The sequence below is a fragment of the Rhodococcus sp. FG69 genome (genome assembly GCF_057808915.1).
Genome location: NZ_JBMDIX010000066.1, coordinates 1 through 15,344, shown reverse-complemented (window position 1 = coordinate 15,344; position 15,344 = coordinate 1). Strand labels below are relative to the sequence as shown.

Here is a 15,344-nt window from a genome sequence, read left to right as displayed (position 1 = left end):
TCTCGGACACGAAACTCACACAGACACTGGACTTCTACCTGGGGACCCAACCACAGGAAGCATCTTCATTCCGACGTCGATGGCGATCGTTTCGATCGTCGACTTCAGTCCATCGAGAGCACCCTTGAATCCAGAATTCTGAGCAGCAGCGAGAGCTGTGGCAGCACCGTTCTTGTTCACCGCCTTGGTCATCTCGTCGTACCCCTTGACGCCCTCCTTCAGGAGGATGTTCGCGGCGCGTGATGAGTCAGAGCCGAAGATGTTCTCTATGTGCTGGGCTTTCTGCTCGTCGGTGAGCTTTCGAGTGCCGACCTCAAGCTGCCGGATCATCTCGCGCATACCAACGAAGTTGCCCTTCGCATCGTAGAAGTCGAGGTTCAACTGCTTGAACGATGCAATTTGTTTGTCTGTTTGCGGTATGAGATTCATGAACATCGTCTTCAGCGATGTACCAGCATCAGAACCCTTGATGCCGTTGTTGGCCATCAGTCCAATAGAAGCGACGAGGTTGTCGATCGGCACTTTCACCGCTGCTGCACCGGCGCTTGACATCTGAAGGCTGTATGCCAGGTCAGTTACGTCCGCACTCGATGCGTTGGCCGCAGCCGCAAGAATGTCAGCCACACGGCTGGCTTCACTCCCTTTGAGGCCAAAAGCATTTAATGCATTCGCTGCGATCTCAGCCGCCTGCGCAGTCTCCATCTGACCTGCTTTTGCCAGCGACAGAACACCTTTGGACGCCGCCATCGTGTCGTTGACCGACAACCCGGCTTTTCCGAGCTCAACCATGGCGAGAGCTGCATCAGCAGCACTGACACCTGGTAGTGCGAGATCCTTACCTAGCTCACGGGAACGTGCTGCGACTTGAATCATCTGCTCGGCGGTCGCACCGGATACAGACTTGAAGATGTTAAGAGATTGCTCGTAGTCGGCAGCACTGCTGACGGCGAACTTTGCCGCTGCGACAGCCGCAGCGCCCGTTGCAAGTAGACCGACCTTGGCGACGTCAGCTGCAACACCCAATGCACGTGAGGCGCGACTAGAGTCGTCCGCTCCGTTCGAGAATGCCTTTAAACCAGCCTCGGTCTTTTTAAGTTCAGCCGAGGCTTTGTCTTCAGCGGATATGACAATATTGATCTTGTTTTTGCTTGCCACGTCGAGGTACTGCTCCGACAGGCGATTACTATGGTGTGCGCCGTCTTTCTTCTTCTAAATTAGCACGCTTTACATCGGCTGACCATACGGTGCGGGCTAACCAAATCTCTTCCCAAGGCTGATTATCGAACGTTTCAACGTCCATTCCTCGCTTGTCACGAAATCTAAGGTCTCCGATAAGCTCGATGACATCAGGATCAATCGATTGGGAGAGACCACGAACAACGAAATTCTCGATGTCTCTCTCAATGTCTTCTAGACTCCTTTTAAACCGTAGGTACCCGCTGCCACCATCAATGCTCGCTGCTTAAAGACAGGGCCAAGTGCGTCGACAACATCGGAAATATCCTCGGGCTCGATCTTGTAGCGCTCAGCATTGCCGTCGTCATCCGTGTTCATGATGACGCCACCTACCAGAACGGTTTTTAGCTTCTCGCCGTACAAACTGTCGATGGTCTCATCGCCGGTTGCCTCTTTCTCGGCGAGCTCTTGCCAGTCCTTCAGCGTCTTCGGGTTCATAGATTTAACAGTCAGGTAGCAACCGTCCCAACCAGTTCCATAGTCCGATATGTCAACCTTGCGTTGCGCAGTAATGTTCAAAGGCATCTTTTTCTCCAATTAAATATGACCCTAGTATCGCAAGGGTCATATCTTTAGTCAATGAAGAACTAAGCAGCTACGTAGGCAACGCGAGCGTTCTCGAGAACAGTCTGGATAGTCCGGGCCACTGAGACGTCATATTCAGCGAAGAACTGGATGGTCGCGGTGACCTTCTCATTCTTGTCGCTCGACCGTTCGAGTTCGCGGGTACGAACCTTGGTCATCGTGAACGTCAGCTTGTCCGTGCCGTTTGTCAAAGCAATGCTCATAGCGCGGACTGTGTTGTTCACAAGATCATCGTCGACCGCCGTGTCCTGGTAGTTCACGACCATCTCACCGTTCACCTTGAAGGTAGTCCGGAAGAAGTCAGGATCGTCGATGTTGCCCAGTGGGAACTCTGCTTCAGACGGACGCTCCGAGTTGAGCTTGAAGCTGATCACACGCTTCGTTGGTGCAGCAGCGAGGCCGGCTGCGGTTGAGGCTTCTTTGACCACGATGTTCTTGGCCTGGAACTCACTCTCGGTGATGAAGGCTGGTGTCTCTGTGGAGTCAGTACCGATCGTCGCTTTGATCGCAGCCGAGTACTTGACGTATGACTTCTCCTCAGCCGTGATCTCCAGCGTGTCGATGGTGAGCTTGTTGTGGCGCTTCGTTGTGAGCGGAGTCTTGCGGATGTAGGTCATGACCGGCGCGACCGACGACTGGTTGACGCTGAAGGTATGTGGATACTTGCCGCCGACCGCCGCACCCGTAGAGACAGTGCCGTAGTGGTTCAGGAGGATGAACCCGAACGATTGGACTGTGATCTTGCCGCCGAGCGTTCCCTCGACCCACTTCGCTGCAACGTCACTGTCGTTGACTTCCTCGACCACACCCATGGCGCTGTCGTTCTCGATGACCTCAGTCTTCGGTGTCACGTCTTCGTCGAGCCAGCGGATCCAGGTCTGCGCCGCGACGTTGGCTCCGATACCGATCCCTATCGCATTACGTCGTGCTATCTCTGGGTTATTTATCGTTGCCATCACCATCCTCTTTTTCAATCTGTTTAAGCTTCTTCGCTAGGTCGTCGAAGTCTTTAGCTTCTACCACGCCTACCCCAGGAACTATAAACTCAGTTAGTTGTTTCTCGTCTGTCTTATCCTTAGTCATATCTTCAATATAAAGCAATGATGAGTTTGGTGAAATAGATACAAACAGAAGAGCCGGGTAAATGAATGTCGGTCCTCTCCAGTAGCATCCTGCGCTATGACGATCGGTGAGTTCTTCGAGACAGCAAATTTTTGGTGGGGTGTGCCTGTGGGTACCATCGTCGGCGGCGTACTGGGGGCAGCCATTCAGTCGCGTACGTCGAGAAAGAGCGACGAGCGGCAAGCTGCTGCTGCGACTGAGCGGGATCGAGTTGAAGCTGAGCGTGCCGACAAGCGACAGTCAGACCAGCTCACCCGAGAAGCCTGCGCTGAGTTCTCGAGAGTATGCGTCGAGATCTTCGATATATCGATCGACAAGAAGGGCATCTTCAACACAATGCGTGATGCTCTCTTGACCGCCGAGGGCGAAGATGATCCCAACGTCTCTGAGAAGATTGACTACGCGGAAATCGTTTCAAACGAGACGTCGCGTATTGGTAATTCCTACACACAACTTAAACTGGTTGCGCCGACCCCGATTCTCGACAAGGCCATGGTACTCAATGCGGCTATTATCCAGCTGCTCAAAGCTATCACTCACCCCGAGGCAAAGCCTATGCTAGCAAGCGCCTGTTCGCAGGCTTTAGATCAATACACTAACTCGGTCAGGACGCACCTTGGGCTCGATGTTTACAGCCAAGAGAGCGCTGAGCGTGAGGTCGCCAGTTTTATGGAAATTCAAAAGCAACAGATTGACCAGTATCTGGCGGAACAGAAACGTCGTGGATATTCTAATAATTGAGCTCAAGGTCACGTTGGTACGAAACGGTCATCTGTACGACTAGCATCAGCTGAGCGCCGCCCTTGGTATCAACGACATCCCAATCAGCGCGGGTTGCCGATAGTTCGTAGTTGCCAATTGATTCATCGATTTGTTTCAGCCGCTCGGAGAAGTCACCTTGATCAGCGGTGTCTAGGATGATATCCGTGAGGTCGAGCATTTGATCGATCACTGCTGCCTGTATCTGCGCTGGGCTCTCAAGCGGTAGTGAGACTACGATCTGAAGGTTAACGTCGCGGTCGTTCTGGCTCATCGAACCTTTCTCGTTGTCGATCGACTCAGGAAGCACGCGCACGACCGGGTATTGCTCAAAGTCTTGCGCAGTGTTGTCAGTGACATTCGCGAAGGCTGGCTCGCCCTTATACTCCAAGCCGCGTAGCATCTCGACGACAGCGTTCTTGATAGATCTGGACTTACCCACGACTCAACTCCTCCGTAAGCTTGCCTATCTCCACATCGAAGCGCCGCCTGATGCGTGGTTCCATCAGTGTGAACGTAGGCCCCACAAATGGATGTGGACGCGTTCCCTTCTTGGCGATAGAGCGTTGGACTGCGTACGGCGAGATGCCCTTAGCTTGAGCCCATTTTGCAAGCGACGAACTAGGTCGAGCGCTCACCCAGTGAGGCCGTGATCCTGTCTCAACCGCATCCGAGTACTTCGCAGTTGGGCCGACTACAGATCGCAACCCTGTTACGTCGAATTTTACAGACTGACGGAGGTCTCCTGTTACACCGACATTCGCCTTGATGCGCATCTCTCGTTGCGTCTCGATGGACACGATGTTGAGTATCCGCTGTAAACGGCTCTGCACCTTCTCAGGAGCTACTTCGAGCATTACCCGGACTTGCCGAGCATCTACGTCAATCTTCATAAAAGCCACTACGCCACCTCCTGTTCGCACACCGCTTCAAAGTGACTGACCGGAGGGGTATTTCGGTAATCGCGAACGTACTTGACCGATAGTTTCGTGCCGTTCCAGATGAGTCGGTCGCCGGTACGGATGTCAGCGTCAGGACCGAAGTGTGTCTCGTAAGCGCGTCCGATTTGCATCTCGTTCTGGATCGTGGCGTTCGCCCCCATTGGCATCACAAGACATGCGACAGAGCGATGGAGCAGAGACTGTTTCGTCCGTCCATTCGTTCCCACGTTGACCGTTCTGTAGATGTCGCACGTGTGGTTGAGAAGCAGCATTACACCCGCCTCAGCGCGTAGCTGTTCACCACCTGTGTATCGCGAGTGATCTTGTTTCCTGGGCTGTCCGGTGTGTCATTGCCGCTTGCTGAGTACTGGACTGTGTAGCTGCCGACCTGCGCACGGCTTACTTCACGACCACCATTGACGACGTACTCGTAATAGCCAGAGGCTATGCCGAGTGCAGCAAGGGTGAGGTCAGCTGGGACATCTTCTTCCGGAACGCCGTATGTGTACTCGACTTCAATCTGGTCGAGCGTCGAGGGAGATAGCGAGTACTGACGTCCGTAGGACAGGATCAGCCGGCCTTGGCGGTTGAAGCGGTACGGAGCAGTGCCGAACGGCTGGCGCGTTGATCCTGGGTAGCCAGACTTCACGCTGACAATCTCCTGCACGTCCATATGGTCGAGCCACACCACGCCAGACGCGTCCTGAAGCTCTGTGACGGTCTTTAGCTCGCCCCAGCATCGTGAGGTCGCATTTTCTATCCAAGCGTTCACAGCGTCCGCTACGAGGCCTGCAAGCGTGTCGCTAGCACCAGGCTTGATATCTTTGATTTGTTGCGCAGTAATAATTTTGCTCATCTATCTTCATCATAAAACAAACCGCGCCCTGTGAATAGAGCGCGGTCTAGGCGGTTGGCACCCGCTATTTTTTGGTTGTTTTGGTTTCCGTTTTGACCTCAGCCGGTTTTTCGGCCTTAGCTTCAGTCTTTGCCGACACCGATTTGTAGGCCTCGATGCCGCGCTTATCAGCGGCAGCATCGACAACCTTCAGTTCATCGGCTGTCAGTTCAACCACATCACCTTTACAGTGCGGGTAGACGTCAGCTACGAACTCAACAACCGGCATTAGTTAAGTGCTACACCTGTTAGTTTCGCGAGGTTGTTGCTTGTTGGAACACCGCCAACTCGCTTCAACATGCGTAGTGTGTAGACAGCGCGGTCGAAGTCGTCACCCGATGTACCAAGATCGAATGTAGTACCGAGGCGATCACCGATAACGTAGTCGCTGAACACGCCGTACCAGACTTCAGTAACGAAGTTAGGGCTTGTGCCAGTCTGTGGGATCTCATCAACGATGTAGACAGGACGACCAAGCAATGTTGCTGCGCCTGACTCAGTGATCGAGTTGATGTACAGAGGACGACCAGCCGTGTCCTTCAGACCAACGACCTTCGCAAGAGCCGCAGATGACATGACGTAGACGCCTTGGTTGCGGTATGCAGTAGGAAGTTTGAACTGAAGCGCGAGGAGGTCACCCCATGCAAGTGATGCACCAGCTTGAGCAACTGTCAGTGGTGTTACAGCGCTTGATCGGAAGCCATATGGCTTGTCTGAGCCGTCACCGTTCACAAATGCAGCGTTCTCAACGAGTGCAGCCTTCTGAGCGAGTTGGTTCTCAAGAAGCGCTTGTGCACTTGGGTTGATCGCAGCATCCTGCAAGAACTCAAGTGTGATGCCCTTGATTCGGCTTGCTAGTTTCTCTGGTACAAGCTCTTTGACTGAGAACTTAACTTCTGTCTCTGGGATGAGATCAGCTTCTGCAACCCAGTACGCTTGACCACCTTCTGCCGCTGGCAACTGTAGGCGAGCTGGCGCATTGCTGATCACACGAGCGATCTGACGGATAGGTGAGATGTACTCAAGCTGAGTGCGGATGTTTGAGTCAACAGTAAGAGGGACGAGAACGCCGCCTTCATCTGGAGTACCGATAGTCTGCGCTTTAGCTTTGTACTGTTCACGGATAGCTTTTTGTGCTTCAGCTTGGAGGGTCGCGTTTTGCGTTCCAAGAGCTTTGAAGAACATGTGGCTGATTTTTTTGTCTTCGGTTTCTTGATTCTTTGTGACATCCGGAGTGTCGTTTACTTTGCCAGGAACTTGATCCTGCGATTTCTTTTTGGCATCGTCGGCGATTTTGCCAGCGATGTAGTCTTTGACTTTTGTCATATTACCTCTGTGAAATTATTATGTAGTTGTTACTCTTGAGCTTCGTCCGCGTCCGCGAACTCTGCATCGATTTGCGCTTGTATTTCAGGAGTAAGTTCAGCGTCTTCATCGAACTCGTCCTCATCAGCACCGGACTGGTCGATTTCGCCGTCCTTAGCTAATTTGTCCGCATCCGCTTTTTCGGCGTCTAACTCTTCCTGTGTCTTCTCGGCAGGTTTCAACTCAGCAACAGCTGATTTAACTTCTGTGAGATCAGTCGTAACAGCTTCAACACTTGTGTTAAGTGTCGTGACAGTCTCACTGAGGCTTGTGACTAGTTCGGCGATAGATTTCAGTTGTTCTTTAACTTCTTCCACGTGGGTCTCCTCGCCGTCAGCCGGCGCGTTCTTATTCAGTTGTTCTTCTAGGCTGGCGGTCGCTTCGGTCATCGAGCGGATCATCCACTGAGCGTCTTTGCGGTTGAGGGAGCCATCCTTCAATGACAGTGCAAGCGCGTTGGCGTTTGCAGGCACTCCGACAGGTGAGATCTCAAGCAACTCGTTGTCCTTGAGCACGGGTGTGTCATCGTCGAACTCAAGCGAGTGAGGGATGAAGCCCACGCTCACAGCACGGAGGAAGCCTCGAACGTACTGGCCGTAGACGAACTCCGCCTTCGGGTTGTCACCGTCGAACGTCAGTGTCGCGAAGGTCTTGCCGTCCTTGGTCTCGAAGTCGCCCCAGTTGCCCATGACATCTTCTGGTTGCATCTCGTAGCCACTTCGGTGATTCCACAGCGCGATTGGGTTCTTAAGAAAATTCTTTAGGTTCCATCCCTGGTCGACCTTCTCACCATAACGATCGATACTATCGTCGCTGACTTGGAACCGGATTGACTTCTTTTCTTCGTCAATCGATTTGATCTTGGTTGTGTATAACTTGAGTTTCTTTTCCATAGTTGTTCTCTAGTTCTAAAGATACAACTATGTCGAACATTAAATCAATAGATAAAGAATGCAACGGCAAGGATTACGGCAAGCGCAATAAGAAGAAAAGCGATGAATCCAATATCCGATCGCATCAAAAGGCCAAGATTCTTTCGTTCGATTGACACCTTCGCTCCCCCATCATTCGTTTGAATGAACGTCCTCGCCACCTTGTTCGACGGTTCTACAGCCCCCACGGGGTCATAGGTAAACAGCGCGATACCCACTTCGTCCGCGTACTTGATCGCCGCCTTGCTGTAGTTCGACGCGGCAAAGAAGAACAGCTGCTTCGACGTGTCGTTGCCCCGTGCTCCGAACAGTCGGTTCATGTCAGGACTACCCGCGACCCCACCCTTCCACTTCACCTGAGCCAGCGCTCGACTTGAGCGAACGTCGATACCCCCGTCTGCTCCCCCTGTTGTAGCCACCGCGTCTACGTATCCCCACGATCTGAGTACTTGAGCCGCGTTTAACTCCGCTTCATGGGGTGTAGTGATGTACCTCATCAGAGGAAAAATCCCGTACCTGCTCGTGTCTGCGTCGAAGCCACGATGTCCGCTGGTCCAGTCGGAGCCGCCGTGTAGTCAATCGTCATCGGGATGTACGTACAGCGCTCCCCTGCCGTGTTCTCTTTGTAGATCCCCGCTTCTAGCGCCGTCAGGTCCGACAGCGTCCACGCCACGCCCGTTGCTGGGTTCGTGGTCATCGTCCAGCCTGTGGACAACTCGTAGACGTTCGCCGTGGTCGGTGTGAAGGTGAGACCGTTGGTGTAGTTCGTCGAGCCAATCCGTACTGCCTCACGCGTAAGCGCATCTACCGGGTCGAGCTTGAGCACCTTCACCTGGATCTTGACAGAGTTGATCGTCGACCCAGCTGGGATGCCGTGAGCAGACATCAGGTAGGTAACAATGCTGGTGTTCGTCGGAGAGTAGATGAAGCTCGTTGCCCCGTCGTCCGTGTTGACCTTCGAGGGCGTCGGAGGACCATTATCAATCCACCCCGTGTTCACCGAGGAAAGCGTTTGTGGGACAACGACAACGGACGTCATCACCTAGCCTTGTAGATACTGCAATCAGTGGCAGTCAGTTTGACGGTTCCAAGTATGGCGTTCGAGAGCCAAATGTCGATGCCGAACCCGTTATCTCGGATCTGCTGGTTCGAGAAGAACGGTATGACCACCTGCCGGTTCTGCTGTCCAGTCAGGTTCACAGGCGTCACATCGACATAGCCGCCAGCGTCCGGGAGCGGGAACGTGACCGGTGTTGGCGAAACGGGGATGTAGAGCCGAGCGCGGAGCGTCGCCGAGGTCAGGTTGAGCGTGGAGAGCAGTGTGTTCGACGTGATGCTCACGCTCAGGAAGAGGGAGTAGTTCTTGTCCGTGTTGGTCGTGAATTTAAAGAGGGACGTTGCTGGGTCGTACCAGACGGACGGGTTCGACGCCCCAGGCATGACCGGATAGCTGTTCAGGTTGTACTCGCTGGTGCCGTTGAAGTTGATTCGCTGCGGTGTGGTCGTCAGCGTCATCTCCGTCGTTCGGTTCACACGGAGTCGTGGTGCTGCTGGATCAGAGTTCTCTTGGGTTTGTTGTGCTGCTTCGTTAAAGCTCATCAGACTGCCTCGTAGTCGACCCCGTTACTTTGTACTGTGATTGCCGGGCGGGTCGTGCCAGACAACACGTAATTCGTTGCGCCGTCGATGGTTCCGACGACAGTCACGTTGTTCGCTGAGGTGTTCCACTTCTTGATGACGAACTGTTGGCCAGAGACGGTCGATGCAGTCGGGAGCGTCACATTGAAGGCCGCAGAGGTCGCGTCAGCGGAGATCGTGCCGTCAGTCGCAGTGATGTTCGTTGCAGCTGTCACGCGTCGGTATGCCTTGATGAGAGCCGGTGTGTAGAACACCTGCGGCAAGTCAATCGCGAGCAACACCCACTTCGTGAGCGTGGAGTCGTACTTGAAGGACAAGCTCACCGTCGTCGATACCGGCAGTGATGCCGGCAACATCGCCGCGTTGCTCGAAGCGAATACTGCGTTCCAGGTGATGGCATACGCAGTTGTACCCGTGGTGATGCGTAGAAGAAGGCGCTGACCGTTGACTGGCGTTCCAGTTGTTGTGATGGTGTGTGCTGCGCCAGGAGCCGAGATAGTTGCCTCGTCGGTCGAAGTGACGGTGATTGTGTAGACCGCCGAAACAGCAGACAACGCGACCACCCGTGGCGTGATCGCCTTATTCGTCAACGTCTGGGTTGAGGCCGTTTGGACAACGCTCGACCCAACCGTCAGAGTCGGATTACCTGCGACGCCGTCACCGTTCGTCACGGTTATGAGATTGGTAGTTCCTGTGATCGTTCGTGGCGCGTAGGTATCCGTCGCAGTGCGTGAGACGAGTCCCGTAGTCGACAGCGCCGCAAGTGCGGTGAGATCTCCATCGAGAGGTTGCTTGGTGGCATCAGTAACGGTGATGTCAGCGGTCCCGTCGAACGACGTTCCGTTGATCAACCGAGCCGTCGCAAGCTTTGGTGCTGAAACCACCGTGATGACTGGCGTCGTCGTGCCGGTTGCGACAGTCGCGTTGGCATCGGCAGAGCTGACCGACGTGACGCCACCACCGCCAGTAGCATTGAAGGTGATGTTCGGATAGGTACCACTCAGCGAAACGTTCGTTCCTGCAATGGGATTAAACTGCGCTGGAATCGTTGGTTTGCCGGTGAGATCTGCATAGGCACCAGAGAATGCCACTGCGGACAGTGAGGATGTCGACGCTTTGGCCGCGAGTGCAGCATTCGGGTTCACACTCTCGACATGCCAGATCTTGTTGGGGTTGTCCCACACGAAATCGATCCGGAAACCCTTGGTCTGGGTGAGAGCGCTGTAGTCCTCGATCACACCGAACGAATCGCTGACGCTTCTGATCCACGTCCAGACCGGTGTTGTACCGGTTCCATTGTGTATGAACCTAATTCGATGACCATCGACGATACTGTCGAGACGAGGCAGCTCGAACTGGTAGGTGTCCTGGTTGTTGTAGACCAGCGTCTCGAAGGCGTTGATCTTGCGCACCGCTGAGCTGGTAATGGTGATCGCGGCCCCATTGATGACGCGCTGATTAGGGGCGTAGGTAGGCATTGACGGTCCACCGACGAGCTCGAAGCCTTGATAGTCGACCTCTGCTAGCTCGGAGCCTGTGTTCACGTAGATGTCGCGGGTCTGTGTTCGAGACCCTTGGGTGTCGTACCCGCGACAGGCAACCAAGCGTGCACGTGAGGAGTTGTAACCCGAGGCAGATTGCAGCAGGAAGCCATAGCCCGTCGTGCCGCCTTGATTATTTTCGTAGCTCTCACAGTTCGTCAGACTCGGCCGCAGGTCGCCCTCGATGATGAAGCCGTGTCGCTGGTTGAGGTACGCCTTGCACGAGATGAAGGTGTTTTTGGTGTTACGTCCTCTGGTTGTGACAGTTGTCGAGTCGTAGAAGCCATCGGCGTTGCCGGATGCGGTAACCCCAATAAACTGGTTGCTGTGAGACCCGTTGATGAGGTTGATTCCCTTGGACACGTTGCCATTTGCGAATCCACCCACGAAACGTGAGCGCGCAACGCGCTCTAGCCCCCACCCGTTCTGGCAGTTGGTCGCCTGCAAGTTGATCGAATCACTGTTGAACATGCCGGTGTTGCCGAAGCCGTACCCAGCAGAGTTCTGAAACTCAAGGTTGATGAAGCGACAGTTGTCCCAACCTCCCCCACCAAAGGTGTCGTCCTCGAAGGTCTTGCCGAAGTAGCTATTTCCTGCGTACCAGCTGACACCTTTGATCAAGGTGTTCGTGGCGCTCGACTCTGATGTGTACTGCCATGGTTCAGCCAGGAGAAGCTGTGTATCCGAGATGATCTTTTGAACTGGATAGCTCAGACTTCCCAATGCAGCACGTAAGCGCTGACCAACCACAACTTGCGATGTGAACGTAGTGCCGGTTCCGGTGACAGTCGTCGAGTCGATCGTGAACGACAGGGTTCCACCAACAGACGTACCACCGACCGTGCCAACGAACGAGTTGTAGCGAACGCTGTTGGCGATGCGTACGCGTTCATAGCGCAGGTTCTGCACACCTGCGAAGCTCAGGAAGGTTCCACCAGATGACTGACCGGCGACCTGGTTGTCTCCGTTACCGTCACCCACGATGTCGATCAGAGAGATGTTCACATTGCCGTTGGTCTTGTCGCTATTGGCGATACCGACTGGGTTAGTACCTGTCGTGTTGTTGCGAAGCTTCAGCAGGACGCCAGGCTGTGCTGCAAGCTCAAAGTCGCTCGGCAGGTTGATCGTGCCATTGCCGATCGTGTAGATCGTCGAGCTGTCACCAAGGATCTTCACGCGCCGAGCGCCGGTCGTCGTCGCGAGAGTGATGGCGGCATTGATCGCATCGGTGTGATTGCTGTATCCAGTAGTAAGGACATCAGCTGGTGCAACCTGTCCGACTGTAATTGCGTCTCTGAACTTCACAACCGGCGCACTCACCGTCCCCGCAAGATCTCCCCCGATCTGCACTTTGGTCGCGTTCACCGCAGCCTGCGCGGTAGAGATCGGTTTGCTCAGATCACTCGTGTTATCGACGTTCGCGAGACCCACCTGCGACTTCGTGGTGGAGTGAGGATTACTCGTGTTAGAGGTGTGGGAGGTGAGATCAGAGGCGTTCGCCTTTGAAGCAGTAGCCGAGTCAACGTAGTTCTTCGGAGCCACGTGTCCGGGTGCAGTCGGGGTGGACGCGCTCATGTTGCCGTTGCCATCCCGGAACGCAAAGGTGTAAGCGTCTGCATTTGTCGAGAAGACGCCCACGTCAGGCACGCCTGCATAGTTGGAGATGTAGACCCGATCAGCAACGTTGGTGACGTTCAGCTTCGTATCAAGCTGCGACTTATTGACCGCCTGCCCACTTGCCGTCGCGTTTGGAACGATTGGTGAGGTCGTGAAGGTCTTGACGCCTTCGATCAGTTCGTCGCCTGTTTTGTGGACAGCGTCAGGATCGGTGGACGGCCCCCCTGTGCCGTTTCCCTTAGGTCCTGTCGTGAGGTGTACCCACTTACCGAGGGCGGGGTCGTAAAATTTTGGAGATGTACTCATGATGTAACGCTCACTAGCGGAAATGCTTTAAAGTTTCTGAATTCAGCGCCTGCAAAGAAGGTTCCGATACCTACGTTGGTCCCGGTCCTTCTCGTAGTCCAACTCGCGAACGCCTGCATTGGATTCGGATCGTTCGCGAACTTCCAGTACAACGTCACCTTGCTGCCGTTGACCCTGATCGCGAGCTTGATGTAGACCCCGATCAAATCATCGCCACCATCAATCTTGACCGCCGCGATAGTCCCGAAGTCTTCTCGAGCAACCACTGACCAGTCGTACTGTGAGGCCCGCTTGACCTCGATCGCTACCGCCTCAGCCACGGCCCCATCGTCGTAGAGCTTTTTGGCCGTCAGCATCGCCTCTGCCGGATCGGTCCCGTTAAACGAGTTGATCCGTACCTCTGTCTCCACCCAGTAGTTCGTCGCTCCACCTAGAAACTCTGCTGCCGAGCGGGTCGATCCTCTATCTGGATCGTTTGCCGTTGTCGTGATCGCTGTGCCGGAACCGGACGCTTGGAGCTTGTTGCCACCAGGATTGTTCCGCCATGGAGCCGGGAGTGGACCGGCACTGTATGAGAAGGAGTCGCTACCGATTGCTGTCAGGCCGGTGGACAGGTAGTTCGGCGTGGCATAGCTATCGAGCCAGTACGAAACGTATTGCCACACATCGCCAGTACCGGATGGTGGTCCGATTGGTTGACCTCTTTGGCCGAGCGAGTAGGACGCCTGGACACGGGTGTTGAAGTACAGCGGGTCTTTGTCGAACCAGCGGTAGAAGCCCTGTGTGTCAAAGAGATTCGAGACGCCAGGCATACCGCCTGGGTAACCACCGACGGGAGTCAGGCCGAACGCACCATTCGGAAGATCTTCGCCACCTGTCGTCATCCAAGCCGGTCGGCTCTCGTTGTCGACGATGACCTTTGCATTGCCCTCGTAAGCATAGAACGGGATCGACTCACTGTAGAGCTGCCAGCCGATGTTCATGTATTCCAGCTGGCCGCGTCCGTACAAATTGAGTCCGTTGACCACGGCGTATGGGGACTGCGCTGTGAGCAATTGTCCCTTCATTCCCCATCGTCGCTTCTGGCCGTAGTACGGCTGATCGAGTGATGTCCATGAAACCTGAGTCCAGTAGTTGACTGCGTTGGGTGTGGTGTCGGTGTAGACGAACTCGACCCGCATGTACTTCTGGAACGGTGCGAATAGGTACCGATACGCACCACTGGTGTGGGCAGTCGTGTCGCGGATAAGGCGTCCGTGCATCTGGTTGTGAAACTTGTCGGCGTGATGGCCGTAGCCGTAGAAGCCCGAAAGCGGCAGGTCGCAGACAGGTGTCGTTGCGTCGTCGATGAAGATGCGGATGGTGATACCCCGCTCGTACGCTTCGTTGTTACTCGCTGCAGCGGCGTGCCAAATGTTCGTGAGTATCCCCGCTTGGTCCTTTACTTCAGATAGCACGAAAACCTTCTCTAGGTTCTGAGTACTACCAGCGAAGCCGTCGCCATACGAGAGTCCAACCGCCACCTCACGCCGATCGAGGTAGGAACGAGAACCTTCAGTCGGGCGTTCAGCGAATGAGCCATCAACCTCCTGGTAGTACAACCCCTCCGTGTCCTCGGTGTCTATCCACAGCTTGGTCGTGTCGGTTGGTGGTGTCGGTCCAATCTCGACGCCGGAGCCCGACTCATCAGTCGCATTGAAGGTGATGTTCGGGTACGTGCCACTCAGCGAAACGTTCTCGCCTGCGATCGGATTGAACTGTGCAGGGACGGATGATGCCGATGCTTTTGAGTCCAGGGCCGTTTGAAGCCCCGTGACAGTCGAGATCGCCTGCGAGCCAGTATGTGTCGTTCTATCCCGCAAGGACGCGTCAGAAGCGTTCTGCGTGGCTCCAGCGGCTATGCCCGCGAGCTTCGTCTTCTCCGTGTCCGTGTAGTCGTTGGTGGATAAGCCCTTGCCGGCCACCTTGTCGACCTTCGTACCGATCTGCGTTGAGACGGTTGTAGCGAAGTTAGGGTCGTCCCCTAAAGCCTCCGCGAGTTCTCTCAGCGTGTCGAGGGTTTCGGGTGCACTACCGACCACGCCCGCGACTGCCTCTGACACCTGAGCTGGTGTCGCCTTGGAGTCGAGAACAGTCTGCAAACCAGTGACAGTGCTGATCGCTTGGCTCCCAGTGTGGGTCGCACGATCTCGGAGCTGGGCGGCAGACAAGTTATCCACATTGCCGAGGCCGATCTGACCCTTGGTGGTTGAGTGCGGGTTATCTGTTCGGGACGTGTGGACAACTAGAGCGGCCTGTGCAGAACTCGCGACCGCGGCGTCCTGGGCGTCGACGTAAGTCTTGTCGGCTTTATGACGGCGCTCATCGGAAGTGCTCAGCTTCGCTCAGCGAAAGTGCTCACCCGGTA

At 54.8% G+C, this 15,344-nt stretch carries 16 protein-coding genes; 1 reads left to right on the top strand and 15 read right to left on the bottom strand.

Features of this window, described 5'->3' with window-relative positions; genetic code table 11:
- Positions 1-15: 15 nt before the first annotated feature.
- The 4 genes from ACODSO_RS28220 to ACODSO_RS28205 all read right to left on the bottom strand — a co-directional run bounded on the left by ACODSO_RS28220 (position 16) and on the right by ACODSO_RS28205 (position 2,904).
- Positions 16-1,155: a phage tail tape measure protein gene (locus ACODSO_RS28220; RefSeq protein WP_489039931.1), complete on the bottom strand. Its 1,140-nt coding sequence runs from the start codon at positions 1,153-1,155 to the stop codon at positions 16-18.
- Between the two features lie 255 nt (positions 1,156-1,410).
- Positions 1,411-1,674, bottom strand: a complete 264-nt coding sequence (locus ACODSO_RS28215; protein ID WP_489039930.1) for a hypothetical protein — start codon at positions 1,672-1,674, stop codon at positions 1,411-1,413.
- Between the two features lie 149 nt (positions 1,675-1,823).
- Complete coding sequence (locus ACODSO_RS28210) at positions 1,824-2,777, bottom strand: phage tail tube protein (protein WP_489039929.1); 954 nt, start codon at positions 2,775-2,777, stop codon at positions 1,824-1,826.
- Entirely contained in the window at positions 2,761-2,904 is a 144-nt protein-coding gene (locus ACODSO_RS28205) for a hypothetical protein (RefSeq protein WP_489039928.1), read from the bottom strand. The genes ACODSO_RS28210 and ACODSO_RS28205 overlap by 17 nt, the downstream gene beginning before the upstream one ends.
- A gap of 96 nt (positions 2,905-3,000) precedes the next feature.
- Here ACODSO_RS28205 and ACODSO_RS28200 point away from each other — a divergent pair, with 96 nt between their 5' ends.
- Positions 3,001-3,684: a hypothetical protein gene (locus ACODSO_RS28200; RefSeq protein ID WP_489039927.1), complete on the top strand. Its 684-nt coding sequence runs from the start codon at positions 3,001-3,003 to the stop codon at positions 3,682-3,684.
- Here the strand turns inward: ACODSO_RS28200 and ACODSO_RS28195 are convergent.
- The 11 genes from ACODSO_RS28195 to ACODSO_RS28145 form a co-directional block, all read right to left on the bottom strand.
- Positions 3,674-4,144, bottom strand: coding sequence for a hypothetical protein (locus tag ACODSO_RS28195; protein WP_489039926.1), 471 nt, complete (start codon positions 4,142-4,144; stop codon positions 3,674-3,676). The genes ACODSO_RS28200 and ACODSO_RS28195 overlap by 11 nt on opposite strands.
- Before the next feature lie 459 nt (positions 4,145-4,603).
- Positions 4,604-4,774, bottom strand: coding sequence for a hypothetical protein (locus ACODSO_RS28190; protein WP_489039933.1), 171 nt, complete (start codon positions 4,772-4,774; stop codon positions 4,604-4,606).
- Between the two features lie 140 nt (positions 4,775-4,914).
- On the bottom strand, positions 4,915-5,499 hold the full coding sequence (locus ACODSO_RS28185; RefSeq protein ID WP_489039925.1) for a head-tail connector protein: 585 nt from the start codon (positions 5,497-5,499) through the stop codon (positions 4,915-4,917).
- A gap of 64 nt (positions 5,500-5,563) precedes the next feature.
- A complete protein-coding gene (locus ACODSO_RS28180) occupies positions 5,564-5,716 on the bottom strand; it encodes a hypothetical protein (protein WP_489039924.1) in 153 nt (50 codons plus the stop codon).
- Between the two features lie 50 nt (positions 5,717-5,766).
- Positions 5,767-6,864, bottom strand: coding sequence for a phage major capsid protein (locus ACODSO_RS28175; RefSeq protein WP_489039923.1), 1,098 nt, complete (start codon positions 6,862-6,864; stop codon positions 5,767-5,769).
- 29 nt (positions 6,865-6,893) lie between these two features.
- Entirely contained in the window at positions 6,894-7,796 is a 903-nt protein-coding gene (locus ACODSO_RS28170) for an HK97 family phage prohead protease (RefSeq protein WP_489039922.1), read from the bottom strand.
- A gap of 44 nt (positions 7,797-7,840) precedes the next feature.
- Positions 7,841-8,332, bottom strand: a complete 492-nt coding sequence (locus tag ACODSO_RS28165) for a restriction endonuclease (protein ID WP_489039921.1) — start codon at positions 8,330-8,332, stop codon at positions 7,841-7,843.
- The gene (locus ACODSO_RS28160; RefSeq protein ID WP_489039920.1) at positions 8,332-8,874 is read right to left on the bottom strand and encodes a hypothetical protein; all 543 of its coding nucleotides are present in this window, start codon (positions 8,872-8,874) and stop codon (positions 8,332-8,334) included. The genes ACODSO_RS28165 and ACODSO_RS28160 overlap by 1 nt, the downstream gene beginning before the upstream one ends.
- Positions 8,874-9,350, bottom strand: a complete 477-nt coding sequence (locus tag ACODSO_RS28155; RefSeq protein WP_489039919.1) for a hypothetical protein — start codon at positions 9,348-9,350, stop codon at positions 8,874-8,876. Before ACODSO_RS28155 ends, ACODSO_RS28160 begins: the two co-directional genes overlap by 1 nt.
- 83 nt (positions 9,351-9,433) lie before the next feature.
- Positions 9,434-12,937, bottom strand: a complete 3,504-nt coding sequence (locus ACODSO_RS28150) for a hypothetical protein (protein WP_489039918.1) — start codon at positions 12,935-12,937, stop codon at positions 9,434-9,436.
- Entirely contained in the window at positions 12,934-15,078 is a 2,145-nt protein-coding gene (locus ACODSO_RS28145; protein ID WP_489039917.1) for a DUF2961 domain-containing protein, read from the bottom strand. Before ACODSO_RS28145 ends, ACODSO_RS28150 begins: the two co-directional genes overlap by 4 nt.
- Positions 15,079-15,344: the final 266 nt, after the last annotated feature.

What these genes read in the sequence shown, in the direction of transcription:
- ACODSO_RS28155 (WP_489039919.1), bottom strand. Translation starts at nt 9,350, where the DNA reads ATGACGCTGACGACCACACCGCAGCGAATCAACTTCAACGGCACCAGC.
- ACODSO_RS28165 (WP_489039921.1), bottom strand. Translation starts at nt 8,332, where the DNA reads ATGAGGTACATCACTACACCCCATGAAGCGGAGTTAAACGCGGCTCAA.
- ACODSO_RS28150 (WP_489039918.1), bottom strand. Translation starts at nt 12,937, where the DNA reads ATGAGTACATCTCCAAAATTTTACGACCCCGCCCTCGGTAAGTGGGTA.
- ACODSO_RS28200 (WP_489039927.1), top strand. Translation starts at nt 3,001, where the DNA reads ATGACGATCGGTGAGTTCTTCGAGACAGCAAATTTTTGGTGGGGTGTG.
- ACODSO_RS28210 (WP_489039929.1), bottom strand. Translation starts at nt 2,777, where the DNA reads ATGGCAACGATAAATAACCCAGAGATAGCACGACGTAATGCGATAGGG.
- ACODSO_RS28170 (WP_489039922.1), bottom strand. Translation starts at nt 7,796, where the DNA reads ATGGAAAAGAAACTCAAGTTATACACAACCAAGATCAAATCGATTGAC.
- ACODSO_RS28205 (WP_489039928.1), bottom strand. Translation starts at nt 2,904, where the DNA reads ATGACTAAGGATAAGACAGACGAGAAACAACTAACTGAGTTTATAGTT.
- ACODSO_RS28190 (WP_489039933.1), bottom strand. Translation starts at nt 4,774, where the DNA reads ATGCAAATCGGACGCGCTTACGAGACACACTTCGGTCCTGACGCTGAC.
- ACODSO_RS28175 (WP_489039923.1), bottom strand. Translation starts at nt 6,864, where the DNA reads ATGACAAAAGTCAAAGACTACATCGCTGGCAAAATCGCCGACGATGCC.
- ACODSO_RS28215 (WP_489039930.1), bottom strand. Translation starts at nt 1,674, where the DNA reads ATGAACCCGAAGACGCTGAAGGACTGGCAAGAGCTCGCCGAGAAAGAG.
- ACODSO_RS28185 (WP_489039925.1), bottom strand. Translation starts at nt 5,499, where the DNA reads ATGAGCAAAATTATTACTGCGCAACAAATCAAAGATATCAAGCCTGGT.
- ACODSO_RS28160 (WP_489039920.1), bottom strand. Translation starts at nt 8,874, where the DNA reads ATGACGTCCGTTGTCGTTGTCCCACAAACGCTTTCCTCGGTGAACACG.